We start from the raw sequence: 24,046 nt of genomic DNA on the forward strand, positions 1-24,046 counted from the left end.
CGAATTAATTAATCTCAAACGAACAAATCGGCGGGGAGGGGCAAAGCAATGCGCATTGCGGAGGTCGCGGAGCCGGTCTCGGTGCCAAACGACCCGTCGGAACGAGCGGTGCGCGGGTTGGACCGGGAGGGTTATCCGAGCGCAGGCTACGCATGGTACGTGGTCGGGGTTCTGCTCGTGGCAGCGGTCACATCCTATCTCGACCGCTATCTGATTTCGCTGCTGGTAGAGCCGATCAAGCGCGACCTCCTGTTGAGCGACACCCAGATCAGTCTGTTGCAAGGATTCGCGTTTGCAATTTTCTACGTTGTCTTCGGTCTGCCGTTCGGTGCGCTCGTCGACCGGAGCAATCGACGAACCATTCTCGTCGCCGGCGTGGCGCTGTGGAGCGCCATGACGATCGCCTGCGGCCTTGCGGACAGCTTTACCGGGCTGTTCGCGGCGCGGGCCGGCGTAGGTATCGGCGAAGCATGTCTTGCTCCGGCCGCCTATTCGCTGATCGCCGACTATTTCCGCCCTCTGGCTCGTGGCCGTGCGATGGGCGTCTACAACATCGCCAATTACGTCGGCACCGGTGCATCGTTGTTGATCGGTGGCGTCGTGATTTCGCTCGTCGGCCAGGCGAGTGCCGCGAAGTTGCCGCTCCTCGGCGAGGTTGCGAGCTGGAAGGCGGTGTTTTTCATCGTCGGGGCGCCGGGGCTCGTCGTTGCGTTATGGCTTTCGACGGTTCGCGAAGTGCCGCGCAAGCAGGTGGGCGGCGTACAAAGCCGGCGCACGGCATTCGCTCAACTCTACACTCATCTGTCCGCGCATCGTGTCGCCTATCTCTCGCTCTACACGGTCTCGACCATGACCTCGTTCGTCGGCCTGACCTTTGCGGTGTGGGGACCGACTTTCTTCATTCGTCAGCTTGGAATTTCACCTGCGCAGGTCGGGTTGCATCTCGGCCCTGTCACGGCGATCGCCGGCGCGCTCGGCAGCTTGACCAGCGGCATCGTCTCTGACCGGCTGGTTCGTCGCGGTCTTCCGGCCGGGCGATTTCTGGTGCCGCTGGTCTGGTGGTTGATCTCGATCCTGACCTTGCCGGTAATCGCTACGGCACGGAACGAACTGGTGGCCCTCTGCGCCGTTGGGGTGCTCGTCTTCGGCAGCGGCGTTGGTCTCGCCAGCGTACCGCCGATGATCCAGGACATTACCCCGAACCGGCTGCGCGGTCAGGCGACGGCAGTGCACTTCATTTTCTCCGGCCTGCTCGGTATGGGCGTCGCGCCGACGCTTATCGCGCTCGTCACCGATCGGGTCTTTCATGACCCGAAGGCCTTGGGTGCGTCGATGCTGACTGTGCTGTTTCCGGTAATCGCCTTGGGCCTGACCGCCTCGTTGCTTGGCCGCCGCGCCTATGCCGAAGCGCGAGGTCGCCTGGCCGGCGAGCCCGTCGTCACGACGCCCTCGGTGGAGCAGGCCAAACCATGAGTGAAACCACCGTCTCCCCCAAAGCGATGTCGCTCTTTCTCACCGATGCGGATGTACGCGCCGTCTTTGACTGGCGCTGCGCCATCAATTCAATACGGCGTGCCTATTCTGTGGCGGCAAATCCGGCGATGTTTCCGCCGCGCGGCATGGCGCGAGGCGAGGGGTTTTGGCTACGAACGCTCTCGGGTATCAGCCCCGATGGCGGACTGATGGGTGCCAAGCTGATCGCCGCTTCGATCCGCAACCGTCGCGCATCGTACCTCATTCCATTGTTCGATCAGGAGACGGTCGAGCTGGTGGCGCTCGTGGACGCGGCCTCGATTACCGGATTCCGGACCGCCGCGACTTCCGCGCTTGCTGCGGACGTCCTCGCGCGAGCGGGAGTGCTCGACGTCGCAGTCATCGGCTCCGGGTTCGAGGCGAAAATGCATTTGCGGGCGCTTGCATCGATCCGCAACATAGCGCGCGTCCGTGTGTTCAGCCCAAATCCGGCAAGCCGAGCGCGCTTTGCGACCGACGCTGCCGACCTTGGCATCCCCATCATCTCCGCCGAGAGCGGACCTGCGGCCGCCGCCGGGGCAGATGTCGTGATTTGCGCAGCGCGCTCGCGCGACGAGACGCCGACCCTATACGGCGACTGGATGAGCGAGGGCACCACGGTGATCTCGATCGGCTCGACGCTGCCGGAGCAGCGCGAGGTCGACACGTCGGTGATCGCGCGAGCCAAGATCATCATCGCCGACATGGTCGATGAAGTCGCGCATGATACCGGCGACATGCTGGCGGCGCGTCGAGCCGGTATCGGATTCGAGCCCCGCCTGCGATCGCTGTCGCAACTCCTGAGGCAACCCTGCGACATCGAGGCGGGCGGGCTACGGCTCTACAAGTCTGTCGGTGCCGCATTACAGGATCTGGTGATCGCGGGCATGTGCGTGGCGCGGGCGCGCGAGATGTCGCTGGGCACCGTGCTTCCAGTGACCATCGCACCGGTCCTCAAATGAAGCGGAAGCGGCTGCGGCGGATAGAGCCGGGTCACGCACCCGAACGATGTCGCGAGACTTATCAGGGAGAACATCATGGCAAGGTATAAGCGCAGCGAAGCGCGCGAATGGGCGCGCGAGAAGCTCGTCGGCGTCGTCAACTGCACGATCCCGTCCTTTACGGGGGATCTCAAGCGCATCAACGAAAAAGCCATTCGGCACGACACCCGGCTCGCTATCACCCACGGGTTCATTGGCACCCTGGGCGTGTCGGAGGTGTCGATCACCCTGTCGGAATATCTCGATTTTCTGCGCATCATCTCCGACGAAGCGGCCGGCCGCCTCGTCGTTACCCATCACGCAAGCTGGAACAATCTCGAGCAGAACATCGAGGCCATACGTGGGGCAGAGGAGGCGGGGGCCGAATTCGTACTGCTGTCCTATCCGCCGAACTTCTATCCGGAGAGCGAGCAGGACATCTACGACTACACCAAGGCGGTCTGCGACGCGACCAATCTCGCGGTCATGCTGTTTCCGATGTTTCTCTGGGGCTTTTCCAGCCGCATTCATCCCTCGGATATCCCAACGCGCCTGATCCGGCGTTTGATCGATGATTGCCCGAATGTCGCGGCAATCAAGGCTGAAGGAGGCTTCCCCTCAATCCAGAGCGTCATTGAATGCGACCGCCTGTTCGGCAAGGACGTCGTGATCTCGATGCCGATCGAAGGCGAACTGATACCGCTCGGCCAGATCATGAAGATCCAGCTATCGGCGACCAGCGACCACGAATATTACGGGCCGATGATCCCGAAGGTGTTCAATCATCTCCGCAAGGGCGAATACGACCAGGCGACGCAGATCTACTGGCAGCTTCATCCCGCCCGCAAGATCAAGGGCGGCCTGGCGCCGGTGCTGCACGGTGGTGCCTTTCTCAACCGCCAGGCCTGGAAATTCCAGGGCTGGCTGCAAGGCTACAATGGTGGGCCGCTTCGTCAGCCGACGCAGCGTATTCACGACCCGCAGATGTTCGCTCTTCGCAAGGGACTGATCGATGCCGGGCTGGATCCCAGCATGGATCCGTTCCGCGAATTTTTCATCGGCCGATATCCGGCGTGAACGAAGGCCGGCGGCCCGGCGTGGATCGATCCTTCAGAAGTCGATTCCTGCCGGGTGGCTGAAAATCTCGAAATCGTGCCCGCGCGCGATGCCGACGAGCGTGATTCCGCTGGACTCAGCCGTACGTATCGCAAGCGCGGTCGGTGCCGACATCGCGATGACGATGCTGGCGCCGATCGCGGCGGCCTTTTGCACCATCTCCACCGATATCCGGCTGGTCAGTGCGATCGCGCCGGTGCTGCCGGATATCCCTTCGGCGGCGAGGGCCCCAGCAAGCTTGTCAAGCGCGTTGTGGCGGCCGACGTCCTCGCGCACCATCATGCGTCGGCTGCCAGGATCGAAAAATCCGGCGGCGTGTGTTGCGCGTGTCTTGTGGTTGAGCATCTGCGACGCGGCCAGGGTCTTGATGGACATGCCGATCTGTTCGGGCGTGAGGCGCATCCGCTGCTCAACGGAGCGGATGGCTCGACTGGCTTCGCGCAAGCTTTCGATGCCGCACAGGCCGCACCCCGTGGGCCCGACCAGTCGGCGTCGTCGTTCTTTCAGCAGGCGTCCGGCGCCGGGGCGCAGCCACATTCGCAGTTCGATGCCGTCGGGACCTCCGGCGATCGTAAGCTCTTCTATCTCGCCGACATCCTCGATGATCCCCTCGGTCAGGCTGAAGCCGACCGCAAGGTCGGTCAAATCGGCGGGCGTCGCCATCAGAACGGCGATGCTCGTTCCGTCATAGACCAGCGCAACCGGAGACTCCTCCGCCACGATCCGCTGGTCATCCCTGCGGCTCGATGTCAGTCGGGGCATTCTCACTGAAGCTGTCGGCGTGGATATGCGACTGTGTCCGTCGAACCGGAAGCCGTGCATGATGTTCGTCCTTGGGTCGATCTATCGACGCGCGAGCGGCTGCGAGGTTCCTAAGCATAAAGGAACCAGCGATCGTCTCTCAGGTTTTCAGTAAGGGGCTTGCAGTCGAAGGGCCCGCCATGAGGCAAAAAGCAAAAATCGAAGATTATGACTCTCCAGCCGGTGGCTGGGGATCGCTCAATGCCGTCGTTCACATCCTGACTCAGGAAGAGGTCGCGATGCTCGGCAGCGAAATCCTGCTGAAGCAGAACAAGCCTGGCGGCTTCATGTGCGTGAGCTGCTCCTGGGCCAAGCCCGCCAAACCGCGTCCCTTCGAGTTCTGCGAGAACGGCGCCAAGGCCACTGCCTGGGAGGTGACGGGCAAGACGGTCACGCCGGAGTTCTTCGCGGGGCATACGCTGACCGAGCTGCGAACATGGTCCGATCATCAATTGGAAGAGCAGGGCCGCCTCACGACACCGATGCGTTACGATCCGGCCAGCGACAGATATCTGCCGGTCGCGTGGGACGAGGCGTTCCGCGAGATTGGCGCTGAGCTGAACAAGCTCGATCCGCGCTCGGTCATCATGTACACGTCGGGCCGGGCCTCGCTCGAAGCGAGTTACATGTACCAGTTGTTCGGCCGGATGTACGGCACCAACAACTTTCCGGACAGCTCGAACATGTGCCACGAGACGACGTCGGTGGCGTTGCCGCAGGTGATCGGCTCTCCGGTGGGCACAGTTCTGCTCAAGGATTTCGAGAGCACCGATTGCATCTTCTTCTTCGGCCACAACACGACTACGAACGCGCCGCGCATGCTGCATCCGCTGCAGGAAGCGGCTCAGCGGGGCGTGCCGATCGTGACGTTCAATCCGCTCCGCGAGCGGGGACTGGAGCGGTTCGTCAATCCGCAAAACCCGCTTCAGATGATCGCTGGCGGCACGCGCATCAGCTCGCAATATCATCAGGTTAGGGTCGGCGGCGATGCCGCTGCGATCGTCGGGATCTGCAAAAGGGTGATCGAGTCGGATGACCTTGCGCGGGAGAACGGAAATCCGCTTCTTGTCGATGTCGAGTTCATTCAACGGCACACTGCGGGCTTTGAAGAGTTCGCCGCGTTCTGCCGCGCGCAGGGCTGGAGCGAAATCGAGAGGGCATCGGGGCTTTCGCGATCGGCGCTGCTCGAGGCTGCGAACACCTACATGGCGGCGAAGGCCGTGATCGCCAATTACGGCATGGGCGTCACCCAGCACAAGCACGGGGTCGAAACGGCCAAGATGATTGTGAACCTGCTGCTGCTGCGCGGCAACATAGGCAAGCCGGGCGCCGGGATCTCGCCGATCCGGGGCCACTCCAACGTTCAGGGCCAGCGTACGGTTGGCATCTCCGAAAAGACAAAACTCGTGCCGCTCGACAGGCTTGCCGAACTCTACGGCTTCGAGCCGCCGCGATGGGACGGCCTGTCGACCGTCGATGCGTGCGAGGGCATTTTGAAGGGAGATGTTCGCGGCTTCGTCAGCCTCGGTGGAAACTTTGTGCGTGCAATTCCCGAGCGTTCGCTGATGGAGCCGGCCTGGTCGGGTCTGCGCCTGTCGGTGCAGATCGCAACCAAGCTTAATCGCACACACATCGTTCCGGGCGAGGTCACCTATCTCCTGCCATGTCTCGGCCGCATCGAGATCGACCATCAGGCGAGCGGCGCACAGGCCGTGTCGATGGAGGACTCCACGGCCTGCATTCACGGCTCGCGCGGCCAGCGCAAGCCCGTGACAGAGCATGCCTTGTCGGAGCCGGCGATCATTGCCGGCCTTGCAAAGGCGGCCCTCAAGCCCAATCCGAATGTCGATTGGGATGCCTGGACCGCTGATTATTCACGCGTGCGGGACGCCATCGAGCGCACCTATCCCGACCAGTTCAAGGATTTCAATAAACGTATGTTCGAGCCCGGCGGATTTCCGCGACCGCTGGCGGCGCGTGATCGCCAATGGAAGACGCCCAACGGAAAGGCCAATTTCACCGTTCCCAAGGCGGCCTTCGCACCGCCGCGGGAGAGCGACGGCGTCTATGAGCTGATGACGATGCGTGCCGATGGTCAGTTCAACACGACCATCTACACGGAAGACGATCGCTTTCGCGGCATTCACGGCAGCCGTTACGTCGTTTTGATGAATCCGGCTGACATGGAGATGGATGGCCTCAAGTCCGGAGACACCGTCACCCTGGTGACCGAAGCAGGCGATGGCGTGGAACGAAGCTTGAGCGAGCTTCAGGTCGTGCCTTACGACATTCCGCGCAGGAGCATTGCCGGCTACTATCCGGAGTGCAACGGGCTCATTCCATTGTGGCACTTCGCCGAAGGCAGCAAGGTGCCGGCGGCAAAGTCCGTTCCGGTGCGCCTGTTCCGGGATGTCGTCCCTGAGCTGATCGAAGGCGGCGAGATGCCGCTCTCGGCCAAGTAGCAGAGACGGCGGAACATCGGTCATGAGCCAATCGAAATCGGGAAAGGTCCGCTGGGAACGCGGGCGAGCCGCCACGCGGCGGAACCATCGTCGTCGTCGGTTCATTGCAATCGCCTGAAACGACGGGGATGGTGATGAGGGACGACAGGTCGGAGATTGCGGAGATCCGGGATGCGGTTCACCTCTGCATCGACATGCAGAACATTTTCGCTCCCGGCGGGCTTTGGGCAACGCCCTGGATGGAAAGGGTCTTGCCGACGATTGGCGGAATCGCGTCGCGCTACACGACGCGAACCGTGTTTTCGCGCTTCATCACGCCTGAGGACCCCGAGGATCGCCCCGGACAATGGCAGAACTATTTTCGCCGCTGGAGGGAGGCAACGCGGGCGCGTATCCCGCCATCCGGCCTCGACCTCGTGCCGGCCCTTGCTCGGTACGTCCCTCCAGCACGCGTGATCGACAAGCCGGCCTATTCGGCATTCAGCAATCCGACCCTCGCGGCCCTGCTCGTCGAAAAAGGTGTCGGTACGGTGATCATCACCGGTGCGGAGACCGACGTTTGCGTCTTGTCGACGGTCTTGAGCGCGGTTGATCTCGGTTTCAGGGTCGTCATCGTAGAGGATGCCCTGTGCAGTTCCTCGGATGTCGGCCACGATGCGCTCATGACGATGTACCGCAATCGCTTCCATGGCCAGGTGGACCTGGTGACGGCCGAGGAACTGCCCAAATTCTGGCGAGAATAGCTAAATCGTAGCGCCGCATCGTTTCTGCAGCGCGGTCTCAACCGGGGTGCCAAAAAAAGCTGGTGCCGCCGATTCACATATCCTAATGCGCGATACGTCCCGGCCCATCACACTGATCGGGCTGGAAAGGGGGCTGCGATGGCGATGGATCGCGTCGAACAGGCCTTTGTCGCAACCGCCATTACGGGATTCCTCGTGATGGCCGGGGCGATCGTGTGGATGATGCTGAGCTGACCGGACGGGGAGGTAACCTTGCGCGTCGCGCTACCTTATTTCGCGGCTGCGCTTTGTTTCGCGGTGACCGCCTGGTTGGCCTTTGCTCATCTGTTCTAGCTGTCAACTTGCTGTGAACGCGACGGCCGGGCCTTACGTCGGGACGGTTGACCCTCGTCCCGGGGAGGTTCGTGACGTTCGAACTCGTCACGCAGGCGCACGGCACCGACGAGGTGATCGCTATTGCGCAGCAGCCTGAGCGCCTCGCGAACCAGTTCGCGAGAGTTCGCCAGCAGCTTTGCATCCAGCGCGTGGTCAGGTGTGTAGATCATTAAATGTCTCATCGAATGTCTCGTCATCCTGATGAGCGGCGCGGGGATTGCGCGTCAGATCGCTGGATTGTCGATGAGCGCCGTCAGCTTCCGGGCCATCGCCGCGAGATCGAGCGGCTTCTCGAGGAGCAGGACGTCCCGGAATTCGGAACTGATGGAAGTCCTGTCATATCCCGTGGTGAACACGAACGGCACTTGGCGTGACCTGAGCTCACGGGCGATGGGGAAGATCATCTCGGCGCGGATGTTCACATCCAGCACGGCGGCATCCAGAACGCTGCCATCGTGCAAAATCTTGACTGCATCCTCGATGTGACCCACCGGTCCCGCAACATCGGCACCGAAGGCGTGAAGCGTCTTGCCGATGTCATCGGCGAGAAAATACTCATCCTCGACCACGAGAATGCGGCGGCCCGCCAACGGCGCGGGCCGACGAGACAGCATGGGCGATGCGGACATGATCCCTCCAGCGATCTTCTTCGAACGATTAGGAACATAAGATGAAGGGCCGCCTTGGTCCAAAACGATGCAATCGAAGGCGGGTTCCATGAGCAACCACGACATTATCGTCATCGGAGGCTCGGCCGGGGCGACCGCACCGCTGAAGCAGATTTTGGGTCGCCTGCCGGCGGATCTGCCGGCCGCCATATTCATCGTATTGCACATACCGGCGCAAGGCGTTGGCATCCTCTCCACGGTTACCAGAAGTGCCGCCAAGCTGCCGGTCCGGCAGGCCGAAAACGGCATGAAGATCGAACCCGGGTGCGTCTATCTGGCGGCGCCCGATCACCATCTGCTGCTATTCGAGGATCGCGTGTTGCTCGGGCGCGGTCCGCGCGAGAACATGGCGCGGCCGGCGATCGATGCCTTATTCCGCTCCGCGGCGCTGCACCATGGCCCTCGCGTGATCGGCGTCCTCCTGAGCGGTCTGTTGTCCGATGGCGCGGCCGGTCTCAACGCCATCAAGCGTTGCGGCGGGATGACCGTGGTGCAGGATCCGTCCGACGCCATTGCCGACGAAATGCCAAGGCGTGCTCTCGAGGCGACCACTATCGATCTCTGCGTGCCCGGCGCGACCATAGGCGATGTGCTGTCCGATCTCGTCAGGGAACCTCCGGCGGCGAAGTTGCCGATTCCGCCAGATATCCGCCTCGAAGTCGAGATTGCAGCCGGTGACCGGATTGGCAGCGATAACCTCGTTTCACTTGCCGATCCGGTGGCGCTGACCTGCCCGGGCTGCGGCGGCGTCCTGTCCGAGATCAAAGGATCGCGCCCGATGCGATTCCGCTGCCAGGTCGGTCATGCCTACACCGCCGATGCCCTTGCAAAGGAGCAGGAAGGGCGCGTCGATGAAGCCTTGCGGATTGCGCTGCGCATTATCGAGGAGCGGGCCGAACTGGTGCAGCGGATGGCTTCCGACGGCCAGCGGAGCGGCCGGTCTGCAGTCGCCGAGTTGTACGGCGCGCGGGCCGCCGAATATCGCGAATATGCCGACATGATCCGCCGCGTCGTGCTACAGTCGCTCGATCCTCCGGTGCGCAAGCGGGAGGCTTAGAGGCATCCCATGACCCTGACCCTCGCCGAGTGTACGGAGCAGCTCAACTCCGAGCAGCTTCTTCTCGTCAAGGCCGATCGCGACATCGAGGAAGGGCGGCAGCGACTGCGCGATCAGGAAGACAAGGTGCGTGATCTCAGGGGTGACGGGTACGACATCCGTCAGGCCGAGCGCCTCATTGACCTCCTCAAGGAAACCCTGACCGAGTGGGAGCGCCATCGTACCCTGATCGAGCAGCGCGTCCTCTATCTTCGGAATCAAGTCGATCCGGACCCGCCGGCGTCCAGCTAACGGGCGCTCTCCTGAACTCAGCGCCGATCTCGAACATATGGTCGAGCTGTCGCACCACGCTTTGACGCCAGCGGTCGTTCTCGGCGGGCGGGCGCCGTGGCGCCCTCGGCGCGCCTGATCAAGGCCGCGAGTTCTTCGGAAATTTGCATCACGGGTTCCGGCGTCACGGCTCGAGAATGGCCGTTGCGGCACGGCAAAACACGCCCGGGGGGAAGGGCGGCGAGACCATTTTTGCCTTTGAACTATTAGGGTAACATGAGTTTCTGCTAATTGCAGGGGGCCGGATGCCCGTTGCTTCCGGCCAGCCAACGAGAGCTACCAGAGTCATGAATGAAGTCGGCGACCCGTCGGTCGAGGGAGAGCGTCAAGTCAAGGCCCCGCTGATCATCGGCGTGGGCGCTTCGCCCGGCGCACTGGACAGCATCGAGCGCTTCTTTGCCAAGCTGACCGTCGCGGCCGATCAAGCCATCGTGCTGGCGCTTCAGCATCACGAGGCCTTCGACGAGGGCCGGCTGCGCGAGGCCGTCCGTGGCGCCAACGGCGCCACGGTCACCAACATCGGTGACGCCGGGCCGATCGAGGGGGGCAATATCTATCTGTGCCCGCCGGCGATGATCACCACCATCCAGGGCGATCGCTTCGCGATCCGCAAGGCCGAGCAGGCGCCAGGCGAGCGGGCGACGATCGACAGCTTCCTGGTGTCGCTCGCCGAAGAGCGTGCCGAGCAATCCATCGGCGTGATCCTCGCCGGCACCGGCGGCGACGGAACGTTAGGCACCGCAACGCTCAAGGATCACGGCGGTCTGGCTATCGCCGAAAGAACGGCGAGCCCCGAGTCCGAGCATCTGCTTGAGGGCAATACGCCCGCTTCCATCGCCGACTACGTACTGCCGCCGGAGGACATCCCCGAGCACATCCAGGTCTACGCCCGTCATCTGCGGCGCCTCGAAGAGAAGCAGGGCTTTGACGAGGTGCTGGCGGCGGCTGCGACCTCGCTGTCGCGCATCGCCGATATCCTGCGCAACAAGACCGGTAACGATTTCCACGGCTACAAGCAGAACACCTTCCTGCGTCGCGTGCAGCGGCGCATGCAGGTGGTCCAGATCGACGAGATTCCGGGCTACGTCGATTTCCTGCGAAACGACAAGGACGAGGCCCAGAATCTCTTCAACGACCTCCTGATCGGCGTCACCGAGTTCTTTCGCGACAAGCGTGAGTTCGAGGTGCTGGAGACCCAGATCATTCCGAAGGTCTTCGAAAGCAAGGGTGCCGGCCAGCAGGTTCGCATCTGGGTGCTCGGCTGCGCCACCGGCGAGGAGGCCTACTCGATCGGCATCCTCCTGCGTGAGTACATGGCGCGGATGGATTCGGCGCCGCAGGTCCAAATTTTTGCGACCGACATCGACGGGCGTGCGCTGGCCGCCGCGCGGGTCGGCCGCTATCGCACCAGTATCGAGGCGGACATGACCAGCGAACGCCTCGCGCGCTGGTTCGTGCGCGAGGGCGATACCTATTGTGTGGTGAAGGAATTGCGCGAGATGTGCATCTTCTCGCAGCACAATGTCATCAAGGACGCGCCGTTCTCCAAGCTCGATCTCGTCTCCTGCCGCAACCTCCTCATCTATCTCAACGCCGAATTGCAGAACCGCGTGATCCCGCTGTTCCATTTTGCGTTGCTGCCGGACCGCTACCTCTTTCTCGGCAATTCCGAGAACGTGACGCGGCACCCCAAGCTCTTCGCGCCAGTCGATCGCCGCGCCCGCATCTTCAAGAAGCTCGAGACCGGCACGAGGCTGCCGCCGGAATTTCCGATCACGACTGCGGCGGGCAGAGTACCGGTCGAGGTGCCGCCGGTGCGCTCGTTCGGCCCGGATGTGGGCCTGGAGCGCCGCGCGCAGCGCATCGCGGAGCGATATGCGCCCGCCTATGTCATCACCGACGACAATTTCCAGATCCTGCATTTTTCCGGACGCACGGGCCGTTACATCGAGCCGACCGCGGGCGCCGCCACGCTCGACCTGCTTCAGCTCGTCCACCGCGATCTCAGGCTCGAACTGCGCACCGCGCTCGGCCGTGCGTCGGAAATCAACGAGCCCGCCCATGCCGAGCAAGTGCAGCTCGGGGTGAACGGCCACCGCGTCCTGGTCGACATCACGGTCGAGCCCATCCAGGAAGGCGCCGGCGGCCATCGCAATTTCGTGGTGCTGTTCAAGGACGGCCCTGTTCGCGCGATCGAGGCGGAGCAGGGCAATGCCAACGTGCTGGTGCGCACGGAGCACGTCGAGCGGCTGGAAAGCGAGCTGCGTGCGACACGGGAGCGTCTGCAGGCGACCATCGAGGAGCTGGAAAGCACAAACGAGGAGCTGAAATCCTCCAACGAGGAATACCAGTCGCTCAATGAGGAATTGCAGTCGGCCAATGAAGAGCTCGAGACCTCGCGCGAGGAGTTGCAGTCGGTCAATGAGGAACTGACGACGGTCAACGGCGAGCTGGCGCACCGCGTGCAGGAGTTGACACGCGCTACCAGCGATCTGAAGAATTTCCTCGAGAGCACGCGGATCGCGACCGTGTTCCTCGACAACGATTTGCGGGTGATGAACTTCACGCCTGCGATCACACAGGTCCTGCACCTGGTGGAAACCGACGTCGGCCGTCCGATCGCCCACATCAAGGCGCGTATCCCCATCGAGGAGCTCTATGACGACGTCCGCCGCGTGCTGCGGACGCTGGCCAGCGCCGAGCGCGAGTTGACCGCGCCGGATAGCGGCACCCGCTACATCGTGCGCATCCTGCCTTATCGCAGCATCGACAATTTCATTGCCGGCGTCGTGATCACCTTCATCGATGTCACCGCGATCACCCGTGCCGAGGAGCGGCAGCGCCTGCTGCTGGCCGAGCTTCAGCATCGGGTCCGCAACACGCTTAGTGTCGTGCGCTCGATCTCACGGCGTACGGCCGAATCGAGCTCGAACGTTGACGAATATGCCTCCCATCTCGACGGTCGGCTGAACACGTTCGCGCGTACACAGGCGCTTGTGACGCGTGATCCCGAGGGCGGTGTCGATCTCGAATATCTCGTCGTCGAGGAGCTTCTGGCCTACAATGCCCGCGAGGGCGAGCAGGTTCGGATCTCCGGCCCCAAGGTCCGCTTCCAGCCGAAGGCCGCGGAGACTTTTGCGCTCGCCATTCATGAGCTCGCGACCAACGCCCTGAAATATGGCGCCTTGAGCCAGCCTACGGGGCGGATCGAAATCTCCTGGCGCTTCGATGAGACTACCGATCCGGCGGAGCTGGTCTTCGAATGGCGCGAGCGGGGCGGGCCCCCCGTTACGCCGCGGCCGCGAAAGGGGTTTGGCACGGAACTTCTGGAGCGCACGCTGACGTTCGAGTTCAAGGGGCAGACGACGATGGCGTTAAGCGGTTCGGGACTGCAATGCACGATCACCATTCCCTTGAGCAAGCGCACGTTCCATACGCCAGGGGGCGGTAGTTGATGCCGGTGTCGACCCTCGATCGAAGCGTGACCGATCCGGTCATCCGCAGGTTGAATGCCCTGCGGCCTTTGTCGACCGAGGCCTCCGCTTCGCTTGAGCATGCCATGCTCGAAGGGATGCAGCGCGCCGGATCGGGCGAGGATCTGATCATCGAGGGTGATTCCGTCGGAAGCGTCCGCGTCGTGCTGTCGGGATGGCTCTGCCGTTACAAGACGCTTGAGGACGGGCGGCGCCAGATTGTGAATTTCATCTTTCCCGGTGAGACCTGCGACGCACATGCGTTTCTGCTGGAGGTGATGGATCACTCAATCGCGACGCTGACGCCGGTTGTCTATACCGAAATCAAGCGTGCTCGCTTCGAGAGCCTTGTCGCGAGCGATCGATCGCTCGCTGAAGCGTTCTGGTGCGAGACGCTCGTGAACGGCGCCATCCAGCGCGAATGGGCGGTAAATCTCGGCCGCCGCAGCGCGCTTGAACGCGTAGCGCATCTGTTCTGCGAGATTTTCGAGCGGCTGCGCCCGGTCGGAATGATCGACGGCAATTCCTGCATCATGCCGGTGACGCAGATGGACCTTGCCGATGCCACCGGCCTGTCGGTGGTCCATCTCAATCGCACCGTGCAGGAATTGCGCGCTAACGGCCTGATCGTGCTGCGCGAGCGCACCCTGACCATCATCGATTTCGATGCACTCAAGGACGCCGCGTTGTACTCGCCGAGCTATCTGCAACTCTACCGCGGCAAGTAGCTTCAGACCCCCGCCGTCATGTTCGGGCGCCTGTCGCCGTACGTGAGGCGCCTGCGCGATCTATCGTGCTGCGATGCAGTGGCTGGTCGGCGCTGCTCGTAACAATCGCCTCCGCTTAACTTATGGAAATGCCGGAACCGGGTTCCAACCCGAAGCTGCGAACACTATCCGCCCGGGCCGTCCCCGGTGCGGCAGGTGACCGGCCCCGGCGCTTTGAGCCTCCGGCCGGGGCCGGTCCTCTACCATCCAGATCATCCTAGAATGTAGAAAATGGGCATCAAGCGTAATCGAACCAAACAGACGCATTCGCTCCAGGAGCGTTTGCAGATGTCAGCCGAACAGGCCCGCCAGCATGCCCGCCGTCTTCCGGCCGGCAAGGAGCGGGAGATGTTGCTGCGCCGCGCGAAGCAGGACGAAGTGGCTTCCAATCTGACCGATTGGTTGACCGCGCCGGCCCTTCACAAGCGCTGGCAAGGAGGGGGCAGATCATGAAACATTATCGGGCGTTCCAGATCGATCCCGCCGGCCACGTCTTCGGGTGCATCAACCTCGTCTGTGACGACGAGGAGGATGCCAAGCGAAAGGCCCGGGCACTGGTGAGTCTCTATCGCATCGAGTTGTGGCGCCTGGACCAGCGCATCGCGAAATTCGAAGCCGTCTCCCAAGGACCTGATCCCGCGACGCAGCTTCACGGCCAGGCGGGATGCGTCAGTCTGCGATGATGGCATCGGTGATTTGCCCGATGCGTCAATCGATTTCGTAAAAGCCGCAGCAGCCTGTGTTCGGGCTTGCCGGCTGCTTTGCATGGGGTGGTTTTCGAGGTTTTTTTGCGGAGGCCCGCCTTCGCGCTGGGCAGGCTGCGCAACCCGATCGCTACAACATCGGTTCGAACTGGCAATGCACCAGCAGTTCGGAGACCGAAGCGTTGTTCGGCAGCATCAGTACGGTCTCGACCAGTCGCGCGATGTCGCCGGGCTGACTCATCTCGTGACGGGGAATTTCGTCATCGTTCAGCGTCATGTCGGTGGCGACATAGCCGGGGCATATGACGGTCGCCCTGATTCCTGCAGCGCGACCCTCGCGGCGGATGCCGTGCGTGAGTGCAACTACCGCGAATTTGGTCATGGCGTAGCCGACATTGCTCCCCACGCGCTTGCCGGCGAGCGACCCGAGGTTGACCACTCGCCCATGGCCACAAGCTGAAAGATGGGGCAGGGCGGCCCTGATGACACGCAGCGGGCCCTTGACGTTGATCCGCCACATGTCTTCCAATTCGTCTTCGCCTTCGTCGGAGACGCGGACCCTCGGATTGATGCCGGCCGCGTTGACGATCGCGTCCACGCCGCCCCATCGCGCGATCGTCGCCTTGACCCATGCTTGGGGGCTCTCGGCATCGTCGGCGTCGTAGCGGTGTGTCATGAGCCGTTGGCTCTCCGGGAGGGCGTCGGGATTGCGAACGCCCGCCGAGACACGGAAACCCGATGCCAGGAGTCGATCGACCACGGCGCGTCCGATGCCTCGCGAGGCGCCAGAGACCATGACGATCCGATTGTTGACCTCCAGCATGTGCGTTTCTCTCCCAATGGTCGGCCAAACGGGTCTGAGCGAATGTAGGGGAGCGTGGCCGAAACAGAGTAAGAGCAATTCACTCTGCCGGTATCGGTGACGCTTATGGGACTGCCGGAGGCGCCGGCACAGCTATCGGCCATGCTTATGAGGCCAGATCGAATCCGTCCTATCCGCGCCCATTTGTGTGAACGTAGTGTTCCGCCGCTCCGCTTGATCGCAAGAGAGGCATGCGGATGGGATTTGCGGACTTTCGAACGGCATTGGTGACGGGTGCGTCCTCGGGAATCGGGGCTGCAACGGTTCGCCGCTTGAGCGCAGAGGGCCTCGAGGTCTATGCGACCGCCAGGGACGCGGGACGGCTGGCCGCCTTATCGGCGGAGACCGGGTGCCGCGCCTGTGCGGTTGATGTGAATGATTTGGGCGCCCTGACGGAACTGGCAGGCGCGGCCGAGTTCGATGTGCTCGTCAACAATGCCGGGCAGTCCCGGCGCAGCAATATTCTGGATACCGCCCCTGAGGACGTCGATACGCTCGTGGACGTGAATCTGCGGGCCGTCCTCCATCTCACGCGGCTGATCGTGCCGGCCATGGCCAAGCGCGACCGCGGGCACGTCGTCAACATCTCCTCCATAGCCGGCCACTATGCCTTCGGCGAGAACGCGACGACGTTCAATTCCTCCGTCGCCTATCACGCGTCCAAGGCGGGCATCCATTCGCTGTCGCAGCAATTGCGGGTGGATCTCTTCGGCACCCGGGTTCGCGTCACCGAAGTGTCCCCGGGGCGGGTCGCGACCGGCATTTTCCGCAATCCGGAGGTTGGAGGCGCGGAGAATGACCGCTTCGTCGGTGCCTTCGAGACGCTTCAACCCGAGGATATTGCGGACGCAATCGCGTTCGCTGTGGGATCGCCGATGCGCATGAACGTCGCGATGCTCGAGATTATTCCAACGTTTCAGGTCGTAGGTGACCTGCGATTTGCGCGTCGATCCGCGCAACAATGAGAGATCAAGAAACGGAGCTGATGATGCCTGAACTTGCGAACCGCCTCAAAACCGTAAAAGTGTCCGCCTCGGCGGCGATGACGGACAAGGCGCGTGAGCTGCGCGATGCAGGCGTCAAGATCGTCAGCCTGTCGTCCGGCGAGCCCGATTTTCCGACGCCTCCGCACGCCATCGATGCGGCGCACACAGCGGCACTGGCGGGGGACACCAAATACCCGGCGATGCCGGGGACGGTGGCCTTGAGACGCGCGGTCCAGCGCAAATTCAAGCGTGAGAACAATCTCGATTACGCCCTTGATGAAATCCTGATCGCCAACGGGGGCAAGCAGATCATCTTCAACGCGCTGTTCGCCACCTGCAATCCCGGCGACGAAGTGGTCATTCCGGCCCCGGGCTGGATCACCTATGCGGACATCGTTCTCCTCGCCGAGGCGACGCCGGTTTCGGTGCCGTGCCCGGAGAACAACCAGTTCAAGCTGCGGCCGGCCGATCTCGAGGCTGCGATCACGCCAAAGACGAAGTGGCTGATCCTGAATTTCCCGAACAATCCGACCGGCGCCGCCTGCTCGCGGGCCGAGATGCGCGCGATCGCGGACGTCATGCTGAAGCATCCCGACGTCTGGATCCTGACCGACGACATCTACGAGCACCTCACCTATGACGGCTTCGAGTTCTGCACGATCGCGGAAGTCGAGCCCAGGCTGAAGGATCGCGTCGTGACGGTCAACGGCGCGTCCAAGGCCTACGCCATGACGGGATGGCGCGTCGGCTATTGCGGTGGCCCCAAAGGCTTGATTGCTGCGATGAACAATGTCCACGGCCAGGCGACGGGCGGCATCTGTACGCTCAGCCAGGCGGCGGCCGTGGCGGTTCTGGACGGTCCTCAGGATTATCTCAAAGAACGAGCCGATATCTATCGCGGCAGGCGCGATCTGGTGGTCTCGCTCCTCAATCAGATCCCCGGGATCACGTGCCACAAGCCGGAGGGCGCATTCTACGTGTTCCCGAATATCGCCGGTTGTATCGGCAAGACGACCAAGGGAGGACGGCGGCTGGACACCGATGCCGACTTCATTTCGGCCCTTCTGGAGGAGCACTACGTCGCCGCCGTTCCCGGTGGGGCCTATGGAATGAGCCCGTATTTCCGGATTTCCTACGCGACCGATATCGACACGCTGAAGGAGGGCTGCCGACGCATTGCGGCATTCTGCGAAGGCTTGCGTTGATGCGATGTCGGATGAGGCATCCGATGACTGGAGTTCGGGCAGGGTGCCGCACCCATTGTCATAACTGTTTGCAATGCCCCTAAATGGAGACAATCTTGGTCCTATCAGGTGTCGGCGTCTAAGCTTTGCTTAAAGAGGGGTAGATCTTGGGATCGCGCAGTCGGGGACGGCCAGCAATGACCAGCGACGATGCGGTGGCTGTTGTAAGTGCCCAACCACAGACCCGACAGGGATCGCGGTGGCGCTTGAGCTTGCCCGCCGGGCTGCTCGCGCTCCCGATGCTGGTCTTCCTGACTTATTTCTTCTTCTACCCGGCAATAAGGCTGCTGTTCTCGAGCATTCAAACCCAGAACAGCCAGGGTATTATCGGTCCTCCCTTCACGCTCGCGCACTATGCGAGGCTCATCGATGTCGAGCTCTATGCGCGCGTGTTCTGGACGACGCTGAGGATCAGCCTGATCACGTCAGCCCTTGCGACTGTGTTGGCCTATCCGGTGGCGCTGGTCATGGTGAAGAGCCGCCCCCTCTTCACGCGAATTATTACGCTCATCGTCATCGCGCCGCTGGTCGTCAGCGTCGTCGTTCGTGGCTATGGGTGGCAGTTGATCCTGGCAAACGGCCCGAAGGGGATGCTGAACTGGATCCTGATGACGCTGCATATCGTCGACGGGCCGGTATCGGTTCTCTACACCGAGAAGGCCGTGGTCATCGGCTCGCTTCATGTGTTCTTCCCGATGATGGTCCTGCCGCTGGCATCCGCGCTCGGCAAGATCGATCGCAATCTGGAGGATGCGGCCCGCGTTCTTGGCGCGCCGTGGTGGAAGGTCTTCCTGCGGGTGACGCTGCCGTTGAGCATGCCCGGCTTCGTGGCGGGTTTTACCCTGGTGTTCTCGTTGACGGCCGGATCCTTCGTGATCCCCGCCATCCTGGGAGGGGCCTCCGCCGTCATGCTGGGTAATCTGATCGAGCAGCAGATTTTCGTCGTGTACGATTGGCCCTTCGGCGCCGCGATCGCCGTGGTCCTGGTGGGTGTGGTATTCGCGGTCAATGGCTTCTCGATGTGGCTTCTCGAGGGCCGCCGTCTTCGGAGGCCGAGCTGATGGACGAGCATTTCTCCGGCATTGGCGCCTACATTCTCTATGCGATCACGACCGCGATGATGGTCTTCATCCTGGCGCCACTGCTTCTGGTCATGGCGGTGTCGGTCTCCGACTCCTACTTCGTTACGTTTCCGCCCCAGGGCTTCACGCTCAAGTGGTACGTCAAGGTCCTCGGGGATCGTGATTTCCTGGAAGCGATGCGGCTGAGCATCCTGCTGGCGCTCGGCACGACGGCGGGCTCGCTGCTGTTCGGCGTTCCGGCATCCTTTGCGCTGGTGCGCGGAAATTTCTTCGGCGTGTCGGCTATCAAGGGCTTCCTGCTCTCGCCATTGATTTTCCCCGCCTTGGTGACCGGCCTTGCGCTGCTCCAGGTCCTCACCAAGCTTGGTTCCGAGGACGCGAGGCTGAACCTGTTGATCGGGCATGTCGTCGTGACCTCGCCTTACGTCATCCGTACGGTGGTCACCAGCCTGCAACTGGTGGACGAGAATCTGGAGGATGCCGCTCGTACGCTTGGAGCGAACCGGCTGTGGACTTTCTGGCGTGTCACGCTGCCGCAGATCGCATCCGGGGTCGCCGCCGGCGGCCTGTTCGCCTTCATGGTGTCCTTCGACAACTACCCGGTCACGATGTGGCTCGCCAATTCCGAGTACTCGCCGGTGCCGCTCGTGCTGATGCGGCAGCTCGTCAACGTGTTTGATCCTTCCGTGCCTGCGATGTCGACGATCATCATCCTGATGGCGATGGTCGGCGTCCTGCTTCTGGAAAAGTTGGTAGGTCTTCGCCGCGCGCTGGCCGCCTGATTTTACTTCGTAGATGGAGATTGGACCATGAGACTGACGCGTAGGACTCTCATCAAGGCCGGTGCATCCGCGGTTGCTTTCCCGACGATCATTAGCCGGGCATGGTCACAGGACGCCAAGCAGCTTCATGTCGGCGTCTACAACTCCGCCCTGGGCAAGCTGATCCAGAAGGAGATCATTCCCAAGTTCGAGGCTGAGTTCAAGTGTCGCGTCTTTACGATCGAAGGAGCGACGCTCTCCAACATCGCAGCACTCCGCGCGACGCGAGATACGCCGCGATACAGCGTCATGATGATGGACGACGTCGGTATCCCCCAGGCGAAGCAGGAGGGTTTGATCGACAAGCTCGATCCCGCCAAGATTCCCAATCTCGCGAAAGTGTATCCGCGCTACATCTTCGAGGATGGCTACGGTGTCGGTTTCTCGATCTCGAGCGCTGCGCTGTTCATCAATCCTCAGGTCACGAAACCGATCGAGAGCTACGAGCAGATCTTCGATGCGAAGTATCGCAAGCAGATTCTGCTGAATACGCCGAAGAACACCCAGAGCGTGCTGATGCTCATTGCCGCGACGGCGCTCGTGACGGGCAAGCCGTTCAAGGAGGCCCAGTACCTGGTCGATCAGGGTTGGGACAAGCTGGCGACGCTCAAGCCGAACGTGCTGACGATCTATGACAGCGAAGCGCAGGTCCTCCAGGTTGCCCAGGGGCAGGCGACGATCGGCGGCATCGAATATTCGAAGGCCATTTACCCGCATACGGCGAAGGGCATGCCGCTCGACATGACTTTCCCCAAGGAAGGCGCGTTCACGGGCATCAACAGCATGACGGTGGTCAAGAATGCGCCCGAGCCGGAACTGGGAGCAGCTCTCATCAACCGCATTCTCGAGCCGTCGGTTGCCAAGATGCTCTCGGAGCAGACGCTGAGCGCGCCCTCGGTCAGCGGCATCGACTTCAAGCCGGAGACGGCGAAGTTCCTCGCATATCCGGATACCAAGGCGACCGATCTCGGGCTCTTCACGCCGGACTGGAATTTCATCGTGCCGCGTCGCGGCCCCTGGCTGGAGCGTTACAACCAAGTCTTTACAAGCTGAGGCATGTAGCCATGAGGTCCTCCGAAGTCAGGCTTGAACGCCTCAGCAAGGAGTACAACCGCACTGTTGCGGTCGATGAGGTGTCTCTGACGATCGAGCCGGGTCACATGGTTGCCCTGCTCGGTCCGAGCGGGTGCGGGAAAACGACCTGCCTTCGCATGATTGCCGGACTGATCCGCCCCACATCCGGTGACGTCCTGGTGAACAATGCAAAGATCACCGATGTGCCGGTGCATCGGCGCAACATCGGCATGCTGTTCCAGAACTACGCGTTGTTCCCGCATATGACGATCGAGGAGAACATCGCATTCGGCCTGCAGATGCGGGGGATCGCCAAGGCGGAGGCGGCCAAGAAGGTCGCCGCTGCGCTGAGCCTCGTCCAGCTTTCGAACTTCGGAAAGCGATACCCGACCCAGCTCTCGGGCGGCCAGCAGCAGCGCGTTGCGCTGGGGCGAGCACTGGTGATCGAGCCTGCGATGCTGCTGCTCGATGAGCCGTTGGGCGCCCTCGACAAGGGGCTTCGCGAAAGCATGCAGGTCGAGTTGCGAGCCCTTCAACGGCGACTGGGCCTGACCACCATCATGGTCACGCACGACCAGGACGAAGCCCTGACGATGGCTGACAAGATCGTGGTGATGCGGGACGGCAAGCTCGAGCAGGTCGGTTCGGCGACCGAGATCTACCAGCGGCCAGCCACCAAATTCGTTGCAAAGTTCATCGGCGCCTCCAACCTGTTCGAGGGCAAGGTCGAGCAACGCAACGGAAATGGCGCGATCATTCGCGTGTCGCAGGATCTGAAGCTCCAAGTCGATCAGGTGCCGGCTTCTGCCGCGGACGTGATGGTCTCGATCAGGCCGGAAGCGATCATCGTCGAGGGCGTTGACCAGGGCGGAGCGGCGGATCGGCCAAACAGCGTGGCTGCGCGCGTCGATCAGGTCGTCTACCGCGGCTTCGTCAGTCACTATTATCTGAAGACGGCGAGCGGTGAGCAACTGATCGTGTTCGAGCAGAACCAATCGCAGCAATCGGAGCTCCGCTACGCGGTAGGGCAGCAGGTCGTTGCGCGATGGAACGCACCGAGCAATCACGTCATTGCGCGGCACTGAAGTTCGGCGTCGCAAGTCCGAGGTTCATCGAACGGGATAGCGAGCGCAAGTCATGCGCTCGCTATCGTACGTCGCGGTGCAGGCGGCAGGACATCTCGCCAGCAATCAATATCCCCTATACCCGCAGAGCGACAACGTGTTGGTTTGGCTCGTGCGGCTCATCTAGATTGGATGTAGTGGCCACAGGGCCGCGCGTTCGATCTCCGGAGCGCTGTTTGTCGATCACCCATCGCATTTCCCCCTTCGTCGGCGTGCTCGAGAAGGACCCAAAGATCAGTCTGATCGGCACGCTGGCCATGCTGGTAGAGGCGCCGGGGGAGTTCGACCTTGTTCAGCAGGGGCGCGTCTGGTCGCTTGCCGACGTGCTTTCGTCCTGGCCCAATGTCGAGGAGGCCGTGATTGGCGTCACCAACGTCATGCTCACCTTCGTGCAGCCGCCGAACGACATTGACGCGCTCGCAGCCGATATCATCGAGCTCTGGCATCGTTTGAGCCCGCGCAATACGGATGGCAAGCTGATCGAGATTCCCGTTGTTTATGGCGGCGAACTCGGTTTCGACCTGCCGGCCCTTGTGGCGCGCTCGGGATTATCGGCGCGGGACGTTATCAGAATCCACAGTGAGGGTGAGTATACGGTCTGTGCGATCGCAAGCTCTCCCGGTTTCGGTTATCTCCACGGCCTCGATCCCCGCATTTTCATGCCTCGCAAATCGGTCCCGTCGCTCAACATGCGCGCGGGCTCGGTGACGATCGGCGGAATGCAGACCGGCGTTGCGGCGCTGACGAGCCCGAACGGCTGGAATGCGATCGGGTGGGCCGATATGACGATGTTCGATCCCCACAAGACACAGCCGTCACTGATGGCGCCGGGCGATCGCGTCAAGTTCAGAATCGATCGGATCGAACTGTGATCGAGATCCTGACCAGCCACGCGTTTAACACGATCCAGGACCGCGGCCGCCGCGGCGTACGTCGCTTCGGTGTGAGTACGTCTGGCGCCATGGACCCGGTCGCTCTCGAAGCCGGCAACGCACTTCTCGGCAACGATGGTGACGCCGCGGGCATCGAGGTGCAGACCTTTCCCTTCCGCCTGCGTTTCAGGGCCGACATCTCATTTGCGCTCACTGGAGCTGATTGTGATGCAAGGCTGGGGCAGCGAGCCGTCCCGCCCTGGTGGTGCATGCGAGCGAGGGCAGGAGATGTCCTTACGATCGGCGCGCCCAAACGCGGTGCCCGCGTCTATGTCTCCTTCGAAGGCGGCATCGACGTTCCGCAAGTGCTGGGTTCACGGAGCACGCATCTTCGCGCGGGATTCGGCGGATTGGATGGGCGTGCCTTGCAGCCGGGCGACGTCGTGCCGGTTGGGAGTCCGCAACTTCGATCTGCGGGCCGCTTCGAGTTCGGAGCCGAACCACCGGAGGTCGCGATCGCGGAGCCCGACCCGGCGGAAGACCGCGTTGTGCGGGTGCGCGTCATACGCGCTGGAGAGCACGATCTGTTTTCCGAGGAGGTACGGGCGACGTTCTGGTCGACAAGATGGAAGATCAGCGCGCAGAGCGATCGCGGAGGATATCGGCTTAGCGGGGCGAAGCTGACATTGGCTGCGCCGGTCGAGATGCGTTCCCACGGCGTGGTGGCCGGCGTCGTACAGGTGCCGCCGGGCGGTGAGCCGATCATCCAGATGAGCGACGCCAACACAGCCGGGGGTTATCCGAAGATGGCCGCCGTGATCCAGGCCGATCTCTGGCGCCTCGGCCAGGCGCGATCGGGATCGTTCATTGAATTTAGCGAGGTCAGCTACCAGGACGCCGTCGCCGCCATGGCTCCCGTCAACGACTACATCGGCCGGGTACGCGCGACGGCCGATCTTTATCGAGTTCTCTGAGTGAAACCAAGCAACAAGC

At 62.3% G+C, this 24,046-nt stretch carries 23 protein-coding genes; 19 read left to right on the forward strand and 4 right to left on the reverse strand.

What is annotated here, in order from left to right:
- Positions 1 to 48: 48 nt before the first annotated feature.
- The 3 genes from ACV1FX_RS00595 (at position 49) to ACV1FX_RS00605 (ending at position 3,569) form a co-directional block, all read left to right on the forward strand.
- Positions 49 to 1,473 carry a spinster family MFS transporter gene (locus ACV1FX_RS00595; RefSeq protein ID WP_473115588.1) on the forward strand — a complete coding sequence of 475 codons (1,425 nt, stop codon included), beginning with the start codon at positions 49 to 51 and terminating at the stop codon, positions 1,471 to 1,473.
- A complete protein-coding gene (locus ACV1FX_RS00600) occupies positions 1,470 to 2,474 on the forward strand; it encodes an ornithine cyclodeaminase family protein (RefSeq protein WP_473115589.1) in 1,005 nt (334 codons plus the stop codon). Before ACV1FX_RS00595 ends, ACV1FX_RS00600 begins: the two co-directional genes overlap by 4 nt.
- A gap of 75 nt (positions 2,475 to 2,549) precedes the next feature.
- Entirely contained in the window at positions 2,550 to 3,569 is a 1,020-nt protein-coding gene (locus tag ACV1FX_RS00605; protein ID WP_473115590.1) for a dihydrodipicolinate synthase family protein, read from the forward strand.
- Positions 3,570 to 3,602: 33 nt separating this feature from the next.
- On the opposite strand, the gene fdhD is transcribed toward ACV1FX_RS00605, so the two are convergent.
- Positions 3,603 to 4,430, reverse strand: a complete 828-nt coding sequence (gene fdhD, locus ACV1FX_RS00610; protein ID WP_473115591.1) for a formate dehydrogenase accessory sulfurtransferase FdhD — start codon at positions 4,428 to 4,430, stop codon at positions 3,603 to 3,605.
- Between the two features lie 119 nt (positions 4,431 to 4,549).
- Between fdhD and ACV1FX_RS00615 the strand changes: the two genes are divergently transcribed.
- The gene (locus ACV1FX_RS00615; protein WP_473115592.1) at positions 4,550 to 6,871 is read left to right on the forward strand and encodes an FdhF/YdeP family oxidoreductase; all 2,322 of its coding nucleotides are present in this window, start codon (positions 4,550 to 4,552) and stop codon (positions 6,869 to 6,871) included.
- A gap of 134 nt (positions 6,872 to 7,005) precedes the next feature.
- Positions 7,006 to 7,614, forward strand: coding sequence for a cysteine hydrolase family protein (locus ACV1FX_RS00620; RefSeq protein ID WP_473115593.1), 609 nt, complete (start codon positions 7,006 to 7,008; stop codon positions 7,612 to 7,614).
- A gap of 329 nt (positions 7,615 to 7,943) precedes the next feature.
- On the opposite strand, the gene ACV1FX_RS00625 is transcribed toward ACV1FX_RS00620, so the two are convergent.
- Positions 7,944 to 8,159 carry a hypothetical protein gene (locus ACV1FX_RS00625; protein WP_473115594.1) on the reverse strand — a complete coding sequence of 72 codons (216 nt, stop codon included), beginning with the start codon at positions 8,157 to 8,159 and terminating at the stop codon, positions 7,944 to 7,946.
- Positions 8,160 to 8,213: 54 nt separating this feature from the next.
- Positions 8,214 to 8,708, reverse strand: coding sequence for a response regulator (locus tag ACV1FX_RS00630; protein WP_473115595.1), 495 nt, complete (start codon positions 8,706 to 8,708; stop codon positions 8,214 to 8,216).
- On the opposite strand from ACV1FX_RS00630, the gene ACV1FX_RS00635 reads away from it, so the two are divergent.
- From ACV1FX_RS00635 to ACV1FX_RS00660, 6 genes are all read left to right on the forward strand, one after another.
- Positions 8,707 to 9,714 carry a chemotaxis protein CheB gene (locus ACV1FX_RS00635; RefSeq protein WP_473115596.1) on the forward strand — a complete coding sequence of 336 codons (1,008 nt, stop codon included), beginning with the start codon at positions 8,707 to 8,709 and terminating at the stop codon, positions 9,712 to 9,714. The genes ACV1FX_RS00630 and ACV1FX_RS00635 overlap by 2 nt on opposite strands.
- Positions 9,715 to 9,723: 9 nt before the next feature.
- Positions 9,724 to 10,005, forward strand: a complete 282-nt coding sequence (locus ACV1FX_RS00640) for a hypothetical protein (RefSeq protein WP_473115597.1) — start codon at positions 9,724 to 9,726, stop codon at positions 10,003 to 10,005.
- A gap of 326 nt (positions 10,006 to 10,331) precedes the next feature.
- The gene (locus ACV1FX_RS00645) at positions 10,332 to 13,499 is read left to right on the forward strand and encodes a CheR family methyltransferase (RefSeq protein WP_473115598.1); all 3,168 of its coding nucleotides are present in this window, start codon (positions 10,332 to 10,334) and stop codon (positions 13,497 to 13,499) included.
- On the forward strand, positions 13,499 to 14,245 hold the full coding sequence (locus ACV1FX_RS00650) for a Crp/Fnr family transcriptional regulator (RefSeq protein ID WP_473115599.1): 747 nt from the start codon (positions 13,499 to 13,501) through the stop codon (positions 14,243 to 14,245). Before ACV1FX_RS00645 ends, ACV1FX_RS00650 begins: the two co-directional genes overlap by 1 nt.
- Before the next feature lie 270 nt (positions 14,246 to 14,515).
- Complete coding sequence (locus tag ACV1FX_RS00655; protein WP_473115600.1) at positions 14,516 to 14,737, forward strand: hypothetical protein; 222 nt, start codon at positions 14,516 to 14,518, stop codon at positions 14,735 to 14,737.
- The gene (locus ACV1FX_RS00660; protein WP_473115601.1) at positions 14,734 to 14,967 is read left to right on the forward strand and encodes a hypothetical protein; all 234 of its coding nucleotides are present in this window, start codon (positions 14,734 to 14,736) and stop codon (positions 14,965 to 14,967) included. Before ACV1FX_RS00655 ends, ACV1FX_RS00660 begins: the two co-directional genes overlap by 4 nt.
- 151 nt (positions 14,968 to 15,118) lie before the next feature.
- Here the strand turns inward: ACV1FX_RS00660 and ACV1FX_RS00665 are convergent, their stop codons facing one another.
- Positions 15,119 to 15,811 (reverse strand): SDR family NAD(P)-dependent oxidoreductase, encoded by a 693-nt coding sequence (locus ACV1FX_RS00665; protein WP_473115602.1) that lies wholly within the window; start codon positions 15,809 to 15,811, stop codon positions 15,119 to 15,121.
- A gap of 236 nt (positions 15,812 to 16,047) precedes the next feature.
- On the opposite strand from ACV1FX_RS00665, the gene ACV1FX_RS00670 reads away from it, so the two are divergent.
- The 8 genes from ACV1FX_RS00670 to ACV1FX_RS00705 all read left to right on the forward strand — a co-directional run bounded on the left by ACV1FX_RS00670 (position 16,048) and on the right by ACV1FX_RS00705 (position 24,027).
- A complete protein-coding gene (locus ACV1FX_RS00670) occupies positions 16,048 to 16,815 on the forward strand; it encodes an SDR family oxidoreductase (protein ID WP_473115603.1) in 768 nt (255 codons plus the stop codon).
- A gap of 23 nt (positions 16,816 to 16,838) precedes the next feature.
- Positions 16,839 to 18,041 carry a pyridoxal phosphate-dependent aminotransferase gene (locus ACV1FX_RS00675; protein WP_473115604.1) on the forward strand — a complete coding sequence of 401 codons (1,203 nt, stop codon included), beginning with the start codon at positions 16,839 to 16,841 and terminating at the stop codon, positions 18,039 to 18,041.
- 245 nt (positions 18,042 to 18,286) lie between these two features.
- Entirely contained in the window at positions 18,287 to 19,141 is an 855-nt protein-coding gene (locus ACV1FX_RS00680) for an ABC transporter permease (protein WP_473115605.1), read from the forward strand.
- Positions 19,141 to 19,944, forward strand: coding sequence for an ABC transporter permease (locus ACV1FX_RS00685; protein ID WP_473115606.1), 804 nt, complete (start codon positions 19,141 to 19,143; stop codon positions 19,942 to 19,944). The genes ACV1FX_RS00680 and ACV1FX_RS00685 overlap by 1 nt, the downstream gene beginning before the upstream one ends.
- 27 nt (positions 19,945 to 19,971) lie before the next feature.
- Entirely contained in the window at positions 19,972 to 21,036 is a 1,065-nt protein-coding gene (locus tag ACV1FX_RS00690; RefSeq protein WP_473115607.1) for an extracellular solute-binding protein, read from the forward strand.
- Positions 21,037 to 21,047: 11 nt separating this feature from the next.
- Positions 21,048 to 22,142, forward strand: a complete 1,095-nt coding sequence (locus ACV1FX_RS00695) for an ABC transporter ATP-binding protein (protein WP_473115608.1) — start codon at positions 21,048 to 21,050, stop codon at positions 22,140 to 22,142.
- Positions 22,103 to 23,053, forward strand: coding sequence for a 5-oxoprolinase subunit PxpB (gene pxpB / locus ACV1FX_RS00700; RefSeq protein WP_473115609.1), 951 nt, complete (start codon positions 22,103 to 22,105; stop codon positions 23,051 to 23,053). The genes ACV1FX_RS00695 and pxpB overlap by 40 nt, the downstream gene beginning before the upstream one ends.
- A complete protein-coding gene (locus ACV1FX_RS00705; RefSeq protein ID WP_473115610.1) occupies positions 23,050 to 24,027 on the forward strand; it encodes a 5-oxoprolinase subunit C family protein in 978 nt (325 codons plus the stop codon). The genes pxpB and ACV1FX_RS00705 overlap by 4 nt, the downstream gene beginning before the upstream one ends.
- Positions 24,028 to 24,046: the final 19 nt, after the last annotated feature.

The organism is Bradyrhizobium ingae (assembly GCF_055791185.1).

Excerpts from the sequence above, each read along its gene's own strand:
- ACV1FX_RS00595 (WP_473115588.1), top strand. The coding sequence starts at position 49 with ATGCGCATTGCGGAGGTCGCGGAGCCGGTCTCGGTGCCAAACGACCCG.
- ACV1FX_RS00600 (WP_473115589.1), top strand. The coding sequence starts at position 1,470 with ATGAGTGAAACCACCGTCTCCCCCAAAGCGATGTCGCTCTTTCTCACC.
- ACV1FX_RS00605 (WP_473115590.1), top strand. The coding sequence starts at position 2,550 with ATGGCAAGGTATAAGCGCAGCGAAGCGCGCGAATGGGCGCGCGAGAAG.
- fdhD (WP_473115591.1), bottom strand. The coding sequence starts at position 4,430 with ATGCACGGCTTCCGGTTCGACGGACACAGTCGCATATCCACGCCGACA.
- ACV1FX_RS00615 (WP_473115592.1), top strand. The coding sequence starts at position 4,550 with ATGAGGCAAAAAGCAAAAATCGAAGATTATGACTCTCCAGCCGGTGGC.
- ACV1FX_RS00620 (WP_473115593.1), top strand. The coding sequence starts at position 7,006 with ATGAGGGACGACAGGTCGGAGATTGCGGAGATCCGGGATGCGGTTCAC.
- ACV1FX_RS00625 (WP_473115594.1), bottom strand. The coding sequence starts at position 8,159 with ATGATCTACACACCTGACCACGCGCTGGATGCAAAGCTGCTGGCGAAC.
- ACV1FX_RS00635 (WP_473115596.1), top strand. The coding sequence starts at position 8,707 with ATGAGCAACCACGACATTATCGTCATCGGAGGCTCGGCCGGGGCGACC.
- ACV1FX_RS00630 (WP_473115595.1), bottom strand. The coding sequence starts at position 8,708 with ATGGAACCCGCCTTCGATTGCATCGTTTTGGACCAAGGCGGCCCTTCA.
- ACV1FX_RS00640 (WP_473115597.1), top strand. The coding sequence starts at position 9,724 with ATGACCCTGACCCTCGCCGAGTGTACGGAGCAGCTCAACTCCGAGCAG.
- ACV1FX_RS00645 (WP_473115598.1), top strand. The coding sequence starts at position 10,332 with ATGAATGAAGTCGGCGACCCGTCGGTCGAGGGAGAGCGTCAAGTCAAG.
- ACV1FX_RS00650 (WP_473115599.1), top strand. The coding sequence starts at position 13,499 with ATGCCGGTGTCGACCCTCGATCGAAGCGTGACCGATCCGGTCATCCGC.
- ACV1FX_RS00655 (WP_473115600.1), top strand. The coding sequence starts at position 14,516 with ATGGGCATCAAGCGTAATCGAACCAAACAGACGCATTCGCTCCAGGAG.
- ACV1FX_RS00660 (WP_473115601.1), top strand. The coding sequence starts at position 14,734 with ATGAAACATTATCGGGCGTTCCAGATCGATCCCGCCGGCCACGTCTTC.
- ACV1FX_RS00665 (WP_473115602.1), bottom strand. The coding sequence starts at position 15,811 with ATGCTGGAGGTCAACAATCGGATCGTCATGGTCTCTGGCGCCTCGCGA.
- ACV1FX_RS00670 (WP_473115603.1), top strand. The coding sequence starts at position 16,048 with ATGGGATTTGCGGACTTTCGAACGGCATTGGTGACGGGTGCGTCCTCG.
- ACV1FX_RS00675 (WP_473115604.1), top strand. The coding sequence starts at position 16,839 with ATGCCTGAACTTGCGAACCGCCTCAAAACCGTAAAAGTGTCCGCCTCG.
- ACV1FX_RS00685 (WP_473115606.1), top strand. The coding sequence starts at position 19,141 with ATGGACGAGCATTTCTCCGGCATTGGCGCCTACATTCTCTATGCGATC.
- ACV1FX_RS00690 (WP_473115607.1), top strand. The coding sequence starts at position 19,972 with ATGAGACTGACGCGTAGGACTCTCATCAAGGCCGGTGCATCCGCGGTT.
- ACV1FX_RS00695 (WP_473115608.1), top strand. The coding sequence starts at position 21,048 with ATGAGGTCCTCCGAAGTCAGGCTTGAACGCCTCAGCAAGGAGTACAAC.
- pxpB (WP_473115609.1), top strand. The coding sequence starts at position 22,103 with ATGGAACGCACCGAGCAATCACGTCATTGCGCGGCACTGAAGTTCGGC.